Raw genomic sequence first — 13,676 nt, 5'->3', positions numbered from 1 at the left:
TGAAATAAAAAACACGCTGTCTTTAGACAGCGTGTTTTTTATTCATATTCTTCTACGATTTCTTTTAATGTGAAAGTTAAACCGTAGTACGCGTATAAAGCGACCATCATTGCTGGAAAACCAAATCTTGAGCCGTCTTCTCCAGGAATAAGCGGCTTTAACAATTTTGTATCAATATGAGCATCTGCGAGTGCTGTTAAAGAAGGTTCGACTATCTCTTTAGGAACAGCAGCAATGCTAACGAATGGAATATCCCGTTTCTTTAAACGTTCAGCTATTTCCACTGCTTTATTATCTGTTGAAAATCGAGAGACAAGCAGTACGCGATCAACGCTAGTCAGCTGATCTAATTCATGTAAAGGCAAAGCTTTTGCCTGACTTAAAGGTTCTGCACTGCTTAGTGCTTCAAGCGTAATGGCGTGCATTTCTTCTACACCATAAATATAAATAAATCCTTCTCCGACAGAGGCCTGTGCTAAAATACGCGCAGCATCTTCAAATTGGAATTCTTCTTGTTCTTCAATTCGTTTAAAAAAGCCTGAAAGTTGAGTTGTGAAAATTTTAAGCATAGAATCTCCCTTCGATTTAAGCGGCTAAAGCCGTCTATCTACACATTATAACGAAAAAAGCTATCTGTATTCTATCTTGAAATGAGCTACAATGAAAGTAAAGTGCAATGAAGTTGGATGGACGACAAAAAAAGCTATGTTTTGTAACAATTTCTCTAATTAGCAGGGATTTTTGTTTTAAAGGCGAAATACATATGTTAGTTTTGTCTGTAGAAGAGGAATATAAAAGGTGGGATTATATTGGCAGAGAAAATTTTAATTGTTGATGATCAGTATGGTATACGTATTTTATTAACGGAAGTGCTGCAAAAAGAAGGCTATACGACATTTCAAGCGGCGAACGGCTTCCAGGCGATTGATATTACAAAAGAGCAAGCACCGGATCTTGTCTTATTAGATATGAAAATTCCAGGAATGGATGGAATCGAAATTTTAAAAAGGTTAAAGCAGCACGATGAAACGATTAAAGTCATCATTATGACCGCTTATGGTGAATTGGATATGATTCAAGAAGCAAAAGATTTAGGAGCATTAACACACTTTGCAAGACCGTTTGATATTGATGAAATCCGAAAAGTTGTTAGGGAATATATACCAGTAAAGTCGAATTAAGGTTTTGGTAGGGTTTTCATCCTAACAAATTTTGAATATCAGCCTAAAAATGTTGCTGTTTTCATTGTTAGTTGGTATCCTAATTACTGTATTCATAATTCGACAATCTATTATGTAAAGATGCGCGTTGTTTCTACATGAAACACTCTATTCAAGAGCATACTATTTGAGTGTGCCTTTTGGTTAGCATCTAATCTAAGGTTGATTTTAAGGAGGATTTCAATATGCCTTTAGTATCAATGAAAGAAATGCTTATTACAGCAAAAGAACAAGGCTATGCAGTAGGTCAATTTAACTTAAATAACTTAGAGTTTACTCAAGCTATTCTTCAAGCAGCAAAAGAAGAAAACTCTCCAGTTATTCTTGGTGTATCTGAAGGTGCAGCGCGCTACATGGGCGGTTTCAAAACTGTTGTAGCAATGGTTGAAGCTCTAATCGAAGATTACGACGTTCAAGTACCAGTTGCAATTCACTTAGACCACGGTTCAAGCTTTGAATCATGTGCAAAAGCAATCCACGCTGGATTCACTTCTGTAATGATCGATGCTTCTCACCACCCATTTGAGGAAAACATTGAAATTACTTCTAAAGTAGTTGAACTAGCTCACTTCCACGGAGTATCTGTAGAAGCAGAACTAGGAACTGTTGGTGGACAAGAAGACGACGTTATTGCTGAGGGCGTTATCTATGCAGATGCTAACGAGTGTGAAGAACTTGTTAACCGCACAGGTATCGATTGCTTAGCTCCAGCATTAGGATCAGTTCACGGACCATACAAAGGTGAACCAAACCTAGGTTTTGCTGAAATGAAAGAAATCGGAGATCGTACAGGTTTACCATTAGTTCTACACGGTGGAACTGGTATCCCAACAAAAGATATCCAAAAAGCAGTTTCTTTAGGTACTGCTAAAATCAACGTAAACACTGAAAACCAAATTGCTTCAGCTAAAACTGTTCGTGAAGTATTAGCTGCGCAACCTGAACAATATGATCCACGTAAATACTTAGGACCTGCTCGCGATGCAATCAAAGAAACGGTTCAAGGTAAAATGCGTGAATTCGGTTCTTCTAACAAAGCATAATTTGAAATCTTTGGATTACCTGTTTGCAGTTAGTTGAGTCTGAAAAATAAAACCGTCTTATTTTTATTGTAAGGCGGTTTTATTTTTACTATAATTTTCTTATCATTCTGAATACATAACACAGGGGGATGGCATTCATGAAGTTTTTTATTGATACGGCTAATTTAGACGAGATTAAGGAAGCGCATTCATTAGGTTTGTTAGCGGGGGTTACAACAAATCCTAGTTTAGTAGCTAAAGAGAACATCACGTTTGAAGATCGTCTTCGTGAAATTACAGAGTTCGTTGAAGGATCTGTAAGTGCAGAAGTGATTGCGCTTGATGCAGAAGGCATGATTCGCGAAGGAAAAGAGCTTGCTGCGATTGCGCCGAATATTACAATCAAGGTACCGATGACTCCAGATGGCTTAAAAGCAGTAAAAGAATTTACTAGTTTAGGTATTAAGACAAACGTAACGCTTATTTTCTCAGCTAACCAAGCGTTAATGGCAGCAAGAGCAGGTGCTACTTACGTATCGCCTTTCTTGGGAAGGTTAGACGATATTGGTTTTAATGGCCTCGATTTAATCTCAGATATCGCAGATATTTTTGCGATTCATGACATTCCATCAGAAATTATTGCAGCATCTATTCGTCATCCGATGCACGTAACAGAAGCTGCAAAAAATGGAGCACATATTGCGACAATTCCTTACAAAGTTTTAATGCAATTGTTCAAACATCCGTTAACAAATGCAGGAATTGACCAATTTTTAGCAGATTGGGAAAAACGAAATGTCTAAACATGTATAAATTTGTGTGGCATTTACCATCCTGACAGGTGAATGCCATATTTTTCTTTTATCTTGTCGAAACTATACATGATTTTTTCATTTTCGTGTACACTAGTAGGTAATAGGAAAAATAACCATTCTTTTAGGTATTCTTTGTACCAAAATTTTCCTCAATTACTAGGTGAGAAACTTTCTTTCACTAGAAGGGAGCTATAAATGGAAAAGTTAAAAATACAAGGTGGCTTTACCTTAAGTGGATCCGTCCGCGTCAGTGGTGCTAAAAATAGTGCCGTTGCGCTTATTCCAGCAACAATTTTAGCCGAGTCACCTGTTACAATTGAAGGTCTGCCCGATATTTCAGACGTGCAGTTATTAGGGGATTTAGTTGAAGAAATTGGTGGGAAAGTAACCATTGATAACGACGAATTAACAGTAGATCCATCCGGAATGGTTGCAATGCCTTTACCGAACGGAAAAGTAAAAAAATTACGCGCTTCTTATTATTTAATGGGGGCAATGTTGGGACGCTTTAAAAAAGCGGTAGTTGGGCTTCCAGGAGGCTGTTACCTTGGTCCTAGACCAATCGATCAGCACATTAAAGGCTTTGAAGCTCTTGGCGCTAAAGTAACAAATGAGCAAGGAGCTATTTACCTTCGAGCTGATGAACTGATTGGTGCTCGAATTTATTTAGACGTTGTTAGCGTAGGAGCAACAATCAATATTATGCTCGCTGCTGTAAGAGCAAAAGGGCGTACCGTTATTGAGAATGCTGCTAAAGAGCCTGAAATTATTGATGTAGCTACGTTACTGACAAGTATGGGTGCCCGTATTAAAGGTGCAGGTACGGATGTTATTCGAATTGATGGAGTAGATCAATTAAAAGGGTGCCGTCATTCCATCATTCCAGACCGAATTGAAGCAGGCACATATATGATCATGGGAGCGAGTATGGGGAAAGAAGTTATTGTTGACAACGTCATCCCCCAGCATTTGGAGTCATTAACGGCTAAAATGCGTGAGATGGGTATTCATATCGAAACAAGCTCAGATCAGATTCTTGTAGCGACTCGTCAACTATTGAAGCCCGTAGATATTAAGACGCTAGTATATCCAGGTTTTCCCACTGATTTACAGCAGCCATTTACGACGCTTCTAACAAGAGCGTCTGGTACAAGCGTTGTGACGGATACAATTTACGGTGCAAGGTTTAAGCATATTGACGAGCTGAGACGAATGAATGCATCTGTTAAGGTAGAAGGACGTTCTGCTATTATTAATGGTCCCATTCACTTACAAGGTGCACGTGTGAAAGCGTCGGACTTACGAGCAGGAGCAGCTCTCGTAACCGCTGGCTTAATGGCCAAAGGGATTACAGAGGTAACGGGTTTAGAGCACATTGACCGAGGTTACAGTCATTTAGTAGACAAGCTATCGGATTTAGGGGCAATGATTTGGCGTGAAGAGATGACTCAAGAGGAAATTGAGCAATTTCAAAATTCATAGAGGCAAATCGGTGCCACAGTCATGAAAGCAAAGTTTAGAAATGAGCTTTTTAATAAGCTACACAGGCGTAGGAGCGTTCTTCTATGTCTGTGTAGCTTATATATTTATGAATAGGGTAAATAGATAAAAAGGGAAGCTAAAAGATAAATTTCACTTCTTATTTTAACGTCCAGTTTATTTCCTTTAATGTGAAATTATGAAAAGGTTTTCCTCGCTTCTCGTAAGCTATTAAATTTCCTTTTTTTTATTCATCTTCTAAAGTAAAAAAAGATTGATTAAAAAGATAGAAAAAGGTTAGAATATAAATTGCTACGTTAAATTTATCAAGATAATATAAATGGTTTTATGTCGGAATTATTCTTCTAAAAGTGTATAGTTAATCAATTGATTCTACTTATTATACTTCAAAGGTTATATTCTCCATTTTCACAGATTTATTCCATCCATATCATCTCTCAATTTTATATTTGAATTTAATATGGGAGGAACGGTTAAAAATTATTCATTATAAAGCGTGGTGTCCTAATGAACTTAACATTATCCAGTTTAGAAAATATGAAATTAAAAGAGCTATATGAACATGCTCGTGAGTATAAAGTTTCGTACTATAGTAAATTAACGAAAAAAGAACTTGTCTTTGCTATTTTAAAGGCTCAAGCTGAACAAGATGGGCTTTTATTTATGGAAGGCGTTCTTGAAATTATTCAGTCAGAAGGATTCGGTTTCTTACGACCAATTAACTATTCACCGAGTTCAGAAGATATTTATATCTCAGCTTCACAAATTCGTCGCTTCGATCTGCGTAATGGAGACAAGGTATCGGGGAAAGTTCGTCCTCCAAAAGAAAATGAGCGCTACTACGGATTATTACATGTAGAAGCAGTAAACGGAGAAGATCCAGAAACGTCAAAAGATCGCGTGCATTTTCCAGCGCTAACGCCGATTTATCCAAATGAGCAAATGCTGCTGGAAACTCAGCCAAGAAGTTTCTCTACGCGTATTATTGACTTGATTTCACCGATTGGGTTTGGGCAAAGGGGACTAATTGTCGCGCCGCCAAAAGCAGGTAAAACGATGCTGTTAAAAGAAATTGCCAATAGCATTACAACGAATCATCCTGATGCAGAATTGATTGTCCTTCTTATTGATGAGCGTCCTGAGGAAGTGACGGACATTGAGCGTTCGGTTGACGGTGATGTTGTAAGTTCTACATTTGACGAAGTGCCAGAAAACCACATTAAAGTAGCGGAACTTGTCCTTGAACGTGCGATGAGATTAGTCGAACACAAAAAAGATGTTGTCATTTTGATGGATAGCATCACAAGACTTGCTCGTGCTTATAACTTAGTTATTCCACCGAGCGGTCGTACACTATCAGGGGGTATTGACCCGGCTGCTTTTCACCGTCCAAAACGATTCTTTGGAGCTGCTCGTAACATTGAAGATGGAGGCAGCTTAACCATTCTAGCAACAGCCTTAATTGATACAGGCTCTCGTATGGATGATGTTATTTATGAAGAATTTAAAGGTACAGGTAACATGGAACTGCATCTAGATCGTTCACTAGCTGAAAAACGTATCTTCCCTGCGATTGACATTCGTCGCTCAGGCACACGTAAAGAAGAGCTGTTAATTCCAAAAGAGCATTTAGACCACTTATGGGCAATTCGTAAATCAATGGCAGATGCTCCTGATTTTGCAGAAAAATTCTTAAAACGTTTACGTCAAACAAAGACAAATGAAGAGTTCTTTTCGATGTTAACGGAAGAGAAAAAAACACTTCTAGCAAATAAACGATAAGTTATAAAACATGTGGTTGCAAAAGCATACAACCCTTGTTATAATTTCATCATGTGTGTTGATAAAGTACACAGTGAAATAGTTATTATTTCATCACTATCTTTATCAATAAACTCTGTTTCAGAATGATTCAGGGCGGAAGGAGATGAAACGAATGAAAACAGGAATTCATCCAAACTATAAAACAGTTATGGTTAAATGTACTTGCGGAAACGAATTTGAAAGTGGTTCTGTAAAAGAAGAGATCCGCGTTGAGACTTGTTCTGAATGTCACCCATTCTACACTGGTCGTCAAAAATTCGCTGAAGCTGGTGGCCGTGTTGATCGCTTCAACAAAAAATACGGTCTTAAATAATCAAATTGTCGAAACAAACAGGCAAGTAGCTTAACTTCTTGCCTGTTTTTTTGCTTATAAAAGTAGAAAAACAGTGTCTGCTTGATAAAAAAGTGGGTACTTTATCATAGGAATAAGATCTACATAGAAGACGTAGATTAAGTTAGTAGCGGTTCGCTCAGAAACGGAACGAGAAGAAGGGAGAGTCCCGCAGTGGTGTACGTAATGAAACAAAGTGGTTGGATAGAAGTAATTTGTGGCAGTATGTTTTCAGGGAAATCAGAAGAGTTGATTCGACGTGTGCGCCGTACGCAGTTTGCTAAACAAAAGGCACAAGTGTTCAAGCCTGCAATTGATAATCGATATAGCGAAGAAGCTGTCGTTTCGCATAATGGTACATCTGTTATGGCTTATTCAATCTCGGCATCGCGCGATATTTTAAAGCGAGTAAATGAAGAGACAGACGTAGTAGCGATAGACGAAGTACAGTTTTTTGACACAGATATTTTAGAAATTGTTCAATCTTTAGCAGATCAAGGCTTTCGTGTGATTGTAGCAGGGTTAGACCAAGACTTCAAAGGTGAACCTTTTGGACAAATGCCGCAGTTAATGGCTATTGCAGAATCGGTAACAAAGCTACAGGCCGTGTGCGCTTCATGTGGCTCTCCTGCGAGCCGTACGCAGCGTTTGATTAACGGTGAGCCTGCTTCTTATGACGACCCTATTATTTTAGTCGGTGCGTCTGAATCGTACGAACCAAGATGTCGTCATTGCCACGTTGTGCAAAAGTCTAAAGGACAAGCTGTGTCTGTGGACTCAAGCGAAATGGTCGAAAAATAAAGCAAGAATTTTATGATGATAAAAACAGAACGCGCAGTTCTGTTTTTTTGTTCATATACGTGTATTAACAAGGTTTTGACTCTATTTTAAAGCTATACTATAATTACAATGTTATGGATAAAGAATGAGGTGAATGACGTGTTTGATCGTTTAGAAGCGGTAGAGGCGCGCTATGAGAAGTTAAACGAACTTCTGAGTGACCCTGAGATCGTAAACAACCCCTCTAAGTTGAGAGAATATTCGAAGGAACAATCAGATATACAACAAACGGTAGCCGCTTATCAGGAATACAAAGATGTAAAAGAGCAGTTATCAGAAGCGAAAACGATGCTTGAAGATAAGCTTGATGCAGATATGCGTGACATGGTAAAAGAAGAAATTGCCGAGTTAGAAACGCAGCAAGAAGAGCTAGTTGAAAAGCTACGTATTTTATTAATTCCAAAAGATCCAAACGATGATAAAAACGTAATCATGGAGGTTCGTGGAGCGGCTGGTGGAGATGAAGCAGCATTATTCGCAGCTAATTTGTACCGCATGTATTCGCGCTTTGCTGAATCACAAGGCTGGAAAACAGAAGTAATGGAAGCAACGACTACTGGAGTAGGCGGTTATAAAGAAATTATCTTTATGATTAACGGTAAAGGTGCGTACTCAAAGATGAAATTTGAAAACGGTGCACACCGTGTTCAACGAGTTCCTGAAACAGAATCAGGAGGTCGTATTCATACATCTACAGCAACGGTAGCATGTCTTCCTGAAGCGGAAGAAGTTGAAGTGGACATTCATGAAAAAGACATCCGTGTAGATACATTTGCTTCAAGTGGACCTGGAGGCCAAAGTGTTAATACGACGATGTCAGCCGTTCGTTTAACACATTTACCAACAAATACAGTGGTATCCTGTCAAGATGAAAAGTCTCAGATTAAAAATAAAGAAAAAGCAATGAAAGTATTGCGTGCTCGCGTGTACGATAAGTTTCAGCGAGAAGCACAAGCAGAGTACGATGCAACGCGCAAACAAGCAGTTGGATCAGGAGATCGCTCTGAGCGTATCCGTACGTATAACTTCCCGCAAAATCGCGTAACGGACCACCGTATTGGTCTAACGATTCAAAAGCTAGATCAAATCTTAGAAGGCAAGCTTGATGAAATCATCGATGCATTAGTAATGGAAGACCAAGCGCGCCGAATGGAAGATTCGAACTAATGAAAGTATTTGAAGCCCTTAAGTGGGCTTCTTCTTTTTTGAAAGAGGCAAAGCGAGATGAAAACGCGGGAGAACTCTTGCTTCGCCACCACTTACAGATGACGAGAACTCATTTGCTAGGAGCTCTGCAGGAAGAACTAGAAGAAGAAATTCTAAAAAGATTTGAACAAGATGTCCATGCTCATAAAGCAGGTATGCCTGTACAATATCTAATCGGGACAGAAGAATTTTACGGGCGTTCATTTATTGTAAACGAACATGTATTAATTCCAAGACCCGAAACAGAAGAGCTGGTATACGGAATGATTTCTCGAATAAAAAAAGAATTTCAACACCAGCCTATTGAGCTTGTAGATATTGGAACGGGAAGTGGGGCGATTGCTATCACTTTAGCTTTGGAGCTTGACAGAGTGGAAGTTACAGCAACCGATATAGCTATAGAATCTTTAAGCGTAGCCAAAGAAAATGCTCAAAACCTGGACGCTGCTGTCACGTTTATACAGGGAGATCTATTACAACCATTTCTATCATCGAATCAGAAATTTGATGTAATTGTGTCTAATCCGCCTTATATTCCAGCAGATGATGAGTTGTCCACAGTGGTAAAAGATCATGAGCCAAACCGAGCTCTTTTTGGTGGAAAAGATGGCCTGGATTTTTATCGACGTTTCATGGAAGAGTTGCCATATGTGACGAAGTCAAATAGTATTATTGGATTTGAAGTCGGGGCCGGACAGACAAAAGATGTAGCTGAGATGCTGCAAAAAACGTTTCCGACAGCTTTTGTAGAATGTGTATATGATATTAATGGAAAAGATCGAATGGTTTTTGCACAACTTCGCGAGAACTAAAAAAATCAGAGGGAATGATTTTCCCTTTGATTTTTGAAAATCATGCATTTTTTTACTAAATTACTAGTTTAAGATATCTTGCTTTCGGCCATACTGTTCCTATGAAAGGGCGGTGGCCGAAATGAAGAAATATGCTATCATTTATTTTATTTTATTAATTATTGGAGCAAATGCTCAACTTATATATACACATAACCAAGTGCAGGCAGATCAGCCTGCAGTCATTCCAGACGAGGCAATTCGACTGCGCATTTTAGCGAACAGCGACGGTGAAAAAGATCAGTACGTAAAACGTCTGATTCGTGACCGCGTGAACGAACAAATTACAGAATGGGTAAAAGATTTAACATCTGTAACTGTAGCTCGAAAAACAATTAAAGAAAATTTGCCGGCGCTTGAAACAATTGCGAAAGAAGTGCTAAAAGAAGAAGGCGTAAATGAATCTGTTCATGTTAAATTCGGAAAAGTAGAGTTTCCTACTAAGTTGTACGGTCAGTTTTTATATCCAGCAGGTGAGTATGAAGCCGTGCTTATTACTCTTGGCAAAGGAGAGGGAGCAAACTGGTGGTGTGTACTATTTCCTCCTTTATGCTTCTTAGATTTCTCAAACGGTGAAGCGGTAAAAGCGCCAGAGCCATCTGAAGAAGAGCCAAAGGAAGAAAAAGAGAAACCAGGAGCTTCTGAATCAAAATCTGCAGACAAAACAGATGACAAATCGGCTGAAAGTAAAGAACCCGCAGTGAAAACAGAAATCCAATCTGCAACTATTACATCGGATTCTATTGAGCAGAAAGCTGAGGAACCTTCTCAACCAACAGTATCTTCCAAAGAAGCAATTGCAAAAGATACAAGCGGCACAGTAAAGGAAGAAACAAGTGCTAAGGCTGAAAAAAAGGAAATTAAAGAAGCTGAAAAGTCTGTTTCATCTAAGAAAAAAGCTGATTCTAAATCAAAAGAAGATTCTGTAGAAGTTAAGTTTTTTGTAGTAGAATGGGTATCGTCAGTATTTAATTAATAGAATCATTAAAAATAAAATTCAGTTCTACTTTTTTTAATCATCTCATAGATTTGTTACTAGAAAACAAGTTGAGGTGATTAAAATGAGAGAACAATTAAAAATTGCCAGTGAAAGTGATTATATTCGAATTCAACAGTTTTTACAAAAAGCGGGCATCAGCACAGCAGGTGTGGAAGAGCATATTCATCAATTTGTCATAATGGAAAATGAAGAAGGCGAGCTGCTAGCAACAGTTGGGTTTGAAAAAGAAGGTGTGGATGGAATTCTCCGCTCCCTTGTCGTGTCACCTTCTTTAATACAATCTGATATTCTGCTGCTATTTAAAAGCATCGTCCAGCTGGCTCAAAAGCATGGCGTGAAGCAACTATATTTACTAACAAATAAGGCATCTTCTCTACATTTTTTTCAAATGATGAATTTTCAGCAAACATCTTACAGTGCACTGCCTGAGTTGTTAAAAGAACATTCTTATTTAAAAAAGTTACCAAATCCTCAGGATGTCTACGTGATGTTTTATGCAGCTAGTTAAAAGAAAATGTGGATAAATCATTTTAATGGGGTATCCACAATGTTATTCACAAAAATATAAGCTTTATCCACATTTTGTGGATAAAGCTTGTTTGTTGATATAATGAATGCATGTATTTTACTATCTTTGATACATATTGTACTTTTAAAGTAAAAAAAACCTAGATATAGAAAGAAAAAGGAGTTGAAGAAGATGGAAACTAAGTTATGGGTTGTGGATAATTTTACGAACGAAAAAGATATTTATCCACAGATAGAAGAAGCAGCAGATTTGCTGCGCAATCACGAAGTGGTTGCTTTTCCTACAGAGACGGTGTATGGATTAGGAGGAGATGCAACATCGGATAAAGCTGTGGATAAAATTTTTGCAGCGAAAGGACGTCCTAGTGATAACCCTCTTATTGTTCATATTGGAGATAAAGAGCAGCTTCATACATTTGTAGAGTCGATTCCTTCAAAAGCAAAGAAGGTGATCGATGCTTTTTGGCCGGGTCCTCTTACAGTAATATTACCCAAAAAAGATCGAGTTTCAGATAAGGTTACGGCTGGTTTAAACAGCATTGCAGTGAGAATGCCATCACATCCGGTAGCCCTCGCATTATTAAAAAAAGTGGCTTTGCCTATCGCAGCTCCTAGTGCAAACCTTTCCGGCAAGCCAAGTCCCACTCTAGCTCATCATGTGATGAATGATTTAGAAGGGCGTATTAGCGGAGTTGTAGATGGAGGAGCAACAGGGGTAGGAGTAGAGTCGACTGTCCTTGATTGTACGGAAGAGATTCCTATCATTTTACGGCCGGGCGGCATTACTCAGAAAGAGTTGGAAAATGTCATTGGTCCCGTAAAAGTAGATCGAGCGTTAATAAGTGATAAAGAAGCGCCAAAATCTCCAGGTATGAAATATACGCATTACGCACCTGATGCACCGCTTGTCATTGTTGACGGCAGTTCAGATTTTTTCCAATCTATTATTGATCGCTATAAAGATCAGGGTAAGCGAGTGGGGGTATTAACGACGTCTGAACATGAAGATGCGTATAAAGCGGATGCGGTTATCACATGTGGATCTCGTTCAAATTTAGAGACGGTTGCTAGCCACTTATACGAGTCGCTTCGTTCATTTAATGAGTGCGATGTAGATATTATCGTTAGTGAAAGTTTTTCTGAAGAAGGAGTCGGTCATGCCGTTATGAATCGATTAATGAAAGCTGCAGGACATCATGTGATTAAGCAATAAAATTCATCTTCTAAACCTTTTCGAATGTGCATATTTTGAAATAGGAGCACGTCCGAGGAGGGTAAAGATGAATGTATCTCAGTTAATTAGTGAAATGATCACGTTAGTCATTATGGCGTTTGCCTTAGGAATGGATGCTTTCTCAGTTGGTTTGGGAATGGGATTAATTCGTTTACGCTTTCGCCAAATTTTCTACATTGGTGTTGTTATCGGTGTATTTCATATTTGGATGCCGCTGTTAGGCATGTTTATTGGACGACTTTTGTCTGATAAACTTGGAATGTTTGCTACCTATGGCGGTGGAATTTTATTGCTGATTCTTGGGACGCAGATGATTTATTCCTCCTTTAAGCATGACGATACGCCGTTTATCAAACCAGTTGGCTTTGGACTGTTATTTTTTGCGCTCAGCGTGAGTCTAGATAGTTTTTCTGTTGGACTTAGCTTAGGTATTTTTGGGGCAAGAACGTTTTTGACCATTATTGTTTTTGGCGTAGTGAGTATGCTATTAACTTGGTTAGGACTGCTGCTAGGCAGAAGAGTACAAGGTTGGCTTGGTTCATATAGTGAGGCACTGGGCGGGAGCATTTTATTAGCTTTCGGAATCAAATTGTTACTACCTTTTTAACTATATATAAATAGGTAAAGGATCATGACCATGCAGGTTATGGTCTTTTTTTGCTTCTTTTGGATTGTAGCGATAAAAGAAGGAAAGCGAAGTCGTTTTTTTGAGATGGATGAAGCGATAATGGATAAAAAATACCCAGAAAAGCTAACTGGATTTATGCAAGCAATAGAGATACAATAGGGTGGAATATCAACATAGTCGAACATAGTGAAAGCAAGGGAGGATGTATCTTGAAAAACATCTTATTTGTATGTACAGGAAACACGTGCCGCAGCCCTATGGCAGAAGCGTTGCTCAAAGCTAAAGAGATAGATGGAATAAACGTGAAGTCTGCAGGCGTATTCGCTTCAAATGGAAGTGAAGCTTCTGTTCATGCACAAGTTGCCCTTCACCAGAAAGGCATAGCTTGTTCTCATGCTTCGGCAGCATTAACGGAAGAACAATTGATGTGGGCTACTTATATTTTTACGATGACGGAGCAGCATAAAATGTTGATTTTGAACCAAGCTCCATACGTAAGTGATAAATTATTTACGCTAAAAGAATTTGCCGACGAGCAAGGTGAAGTATCTGATCCGTTTGGCGGATCATTACAGACGTACGAACAGACTTTAGAAGAGTTAGAGCGTATGATTAACAAAATAGTCGACAAATTATAGAAGGTCCCATAAATTTTTGCTGGATTAAAATGAACAGAA

General features: G+C 38.6%; 16 protein-coding genes. 15 read left to right on the top strand and 1 reads right to left on the bottom strand.

Annotation, left to right across the window (positions count from 1 at the left end):
* Window positions 1–38 precede the first annotated feature (38 nt).
* Window positions 39–569: a DUF2529 family protein gene (locus LIS78_RS26220; RefSeq protein WP_195781556.1), complete on the bottom strand. Its 531-nt coding sequence runs from the start codon at window positions 567–569 to the stop codon at window positions 39–41.
* A 237-nt stretch (window positions 570–806) separates the two neighbouring features.
* Between LIS78_RS26220 and LIS78_RS26215 the strand changes: the two genes are divergently transcribed.
* The 15 genes from LIS78_RS26215 to LIS78_RS26145 all read left to right on the top strand — a co-directional run bounded on the left by LIS78_RS26215 (window position 807) and on the right by LIS78_RS26145 (window position 13,637).
* The gene (locus LIS78_RS26215) at window positions 807–1,181 is read left to right on the top strand and encodes a response regulator (RefSeq protein ID WP_252285370.1); all 375 of its coding nucleotides are present in this window, start codon (window positions 807–809) and stop codon (window positions 1,179–1,181) included.
* A 224-nt stretch (window positions 1,182–1,405) separates the two neighbouring features.
* Window positions 1,406–2,263 carry a class II fructose-bisphosphate aldolase gene (locus LIS78_RS26210; protein ID WP_195781557.1) on the top strand — a complete coding sequence of 286 codons (858 nt, stop codon included), beginning with the start codon at window positions 1,406–1,408 and terminating at the stop codon, window positions 2,261–2,263.
* Between the two features lie 137 nt (window positions 2,264–2,400).
* Entirely contained in the window at window positions 2,401–3,045 is a 645-nt protein-coding gene (gene fsa, locus LIS78_RS26205) for a fructose-6-phosphate aldolase (RefSeq protein ID WP_013059825.1), read from the top strand.
* 207 nt (window positions 3,046–3,252) lie between these two features.
* Window positions 3,253–4,539, top strand: coding sequence for a UDP-N-acetylglucosamine 1-carboxyvinyltransferase (murA, locus tag LIS78_RS26200; RefSeq protein WP_195781559.1), 1,287 nt, complete (start codon window positions 3,253–3,255; stop codon window positions 4,537–4,539).
* 525 nt (window positions 4,540–5,064) lie between these two features.
* Window positions 5,065–6,339, top strand: coding sequence for a transcription termination factor Rho (gene rho / locus LIS78_RS26195; RefSeq protein ID WP_013059823.1), 1,275 nt, complete (start codon window positions 5,065–5,067; stop codon window positions 6,337–6,339).
* A 154-nt stretch (window positions 6,340–6,493) separates the two neighbouring features.
* On the top strand, window positions 6,494–6,694 hold the full coding sequence (gene rpmE, locus LIS78_RS26190; RefSeq protein ID WP_013085477.1) for a 50S ribosomal protein L31: 201 nt from the start codon (window positions 6,494–6,496) through the stop codon (window positions 6,692–6,694).
* 204 nt (window positions 6,695–6,898) lie between these two features.
* Window positions 6,899–7,513 (top strand): thymidine kinase, encoded by a 615-nt coding sequence (locus LIS78_RS26185; protein WP_153252841.1) that lies wholly within the window; start codon window positions 6,899–6,901, stop codon window positions 7,511–7,513.
* 138 nt (window positions 7,514–7,651) lie between these two features.
* Window positions 7,652–8,719 carry a peptide chain release factor 1 gene (prfA, locus tag LIS78_RS26180; RefSeq protein ID WP_013059820.1) on the top strand — a complete coding sequence of 356 codons (1,068 nt, stop codon included), beginning with the start codon at window positions 7,652–7,654 and terminating at the stop codon, window positions 8,717–8,719.
* A complete protein-coding gene (gene prmC, locus LIS78_RS26175) occupies window positions 8,719–9,570 on the top strand; it encodes a peptide chain release factor N(5)-glutamine methyltransferase (RefSeq protein ID WP_195781560.1) in 852 nt (283 codons plus the stop codon). Before prfA ends, prmC begins: the two co-directional genes overlap by 1 nt.
* A gap of 121 nt (window positions 9,571–9,691) precedes the next feature.
* Window positions 9,692–10,585 carry a stage II sporulation protein R gene (spoIIR, locus tag LIS78_RS26170; RefSeq protein WP_209150780.1) on the top strand — a complete coding sequence of 298 codons (894 nt, stop codon included), beginning with the start codon at window positions 9,692–9,694 and terminating at the stop codon, window positions 10,583–10,585.
* A gap of 85 nt (window positions 10,586–10,670) precedes the next feature.
* Window positions 10,671–11,117 carry a GNAT family N-acetyltransferase gene (locus tag LIS78_RS26165; RefSeq protein WP_195781562.1) on the top strand — a complete coding sequence of 149 codons (447 nt, stop codon included), beginning with the start codon at window positions 10,671–10,673 and terminating at the stop codon, window positions 11,115–11,117.
* 192 nt (window positions 11,118–11,309) lie between these two features.
* A complete protein-coding gene (locus LIS78_RS26160; protein WP_195781563.1) occupies window positions 11,310–12,350 on the top strand; it encodes an L-threonylcarbamoyladenylate synthase in 1,041 nt (346 codons plus the stop codon).
* Between the two features lie 67 nt (window positions 12,351–12,417).
* The gene (locus LIS78_RS26155; protein ID WP_195781564.1) at window positions 12,418–12,978 is read left to right on the top strand and encodes a manganese efflux pump MntP; all 561 of its coding nucleotides are present in this window, start codon (window positions 12,418–12,420) and stop codon (window positions 12,976–12,978) included.
* Between the two features lie 24 nt (window positions 12,979–13,002).
* On the top strand, window positions 13,003–13,158 hold the full coding sequence (locus tag LIS78_RS26150) for a hypothetical protein (RefSeq protein WP_209150778.1): 156 nt from the start codon (window positions 13,003–13,005) through the stop codon (window positions 13,156–13,158).
* A gap of 50 nt (window positions 13,159–13,208) precedes the next feature.
* Window positions 13,209–13,637 carry a low molecular weight protein arginine phosphatase gene (locus tag LIS78_RS26145; RefSeq protein WP_025752493.1) on the top strand — a complete coding sequence of 143 codons (429 nt, stop codon included), beginning with the start codon at window positions 13,209–13,211 and terminating at the stop codon, window positions 13,635–13,637.
* Window positions 13,638–13,676: the final 39 nt, after the last annotated feature.

The sequence above is a fragment of the Priestia megaterium genome (genome assembly GCF_023824195.1).
GTDB classification, from domain to species: Bacteria; Bacillota; Bacilli; order Bacillales; family Bacillaceae_H; genus Priestia; species Priestia megaterium_D.
Note: the sequence above shows the minus strand (reverse complement) of the source record. Positions and strands in the feature narration are given on the sequence as shown.

Coding starts and splice junctions, on each gene's coding strand:
- LIS78_RS26210 (WP_195781557.1), top strand. CDS start 1,406: ATGCCTTTAGTATCAATGAAAGAAATGCTTATTACAGCAAAAGAACAA.
- LIS78_RS26165 (WP_195781562.1), top strand. CDS start 10,671: ATGAGAGAACAATTAAAAATTGCCAGTGAAAGTGATTATATTCGAATT.
- LIS78_RS26160 (WP_195781563.1), top strand. CDS start 11,310: ATGGAAACTAAGTTATGGGTTGTGGATAATTTTACGAACGAAAAAGAT.
- LIS78_RS26150 (WP_209150778.1), top strand. CDS start 13,003: ATGACCATGCAGGTTATGGTCTTTTTTTGCTTCTTTTGGATTGTAGCG.
- prmC (WP_195781560.1), top strand. CDS start 8,719: ATGAAAGTATTTGAAGCCCTTAAGTGGGCTTCTTCTTTTTTGAAAGAG.
- LIS78_RS26155 (WP_195781564.1), top strand. CDS start 12,418: ATGAATGTATCTCAGTTAATTAGTGAAATGATCACGTTAGTCATTATG.
- LIS78_RS26185 (WP_153252841.1), top strand. CDS start 6,899: ATGAAACAAAGTGGTTGGATAGAAGTAATTTGTGGCAGTATGTTTTCA.
- fsa (WP_013059825.1), top strand. CDS start 2,401: ATGAAGTTTTTTATTGATACGGCTAATTTAGACGAGATTAAGGAAGCG.
- spoIIR (WP_209150780.1), top strand. CDS start 9,692: ATGAAGAAATATGCTATCATTTATTTTATTTTATTAATTATTGGAGCA.
- LIS78_RS26220 (WP_195781556.1), bottom strand. CDS start 569: ATGCTTAAAATTTTCACAACTCAACTTTCAGGCTTTTTTAAACGAATT.
- rho (WP_013059823.1), top strand. CDS start 5,065: ATGAACTTAACATTATCCAGTTTAGAAAATATGAAATTAAAAGAGCTA.
- rpmE (WP_013085477.1), top strand. CDS start 6,494: ATGAAAACAGGAATTCATCCAAACTATAAAACAGTTATGGTTAAATGT.
- murA (WP_195781559.1), top strand. CDS start 3,253: ATGGAAAAGTTAAAAATACAAGGTGGCTTTACCTTAAGTGGATCCGTC.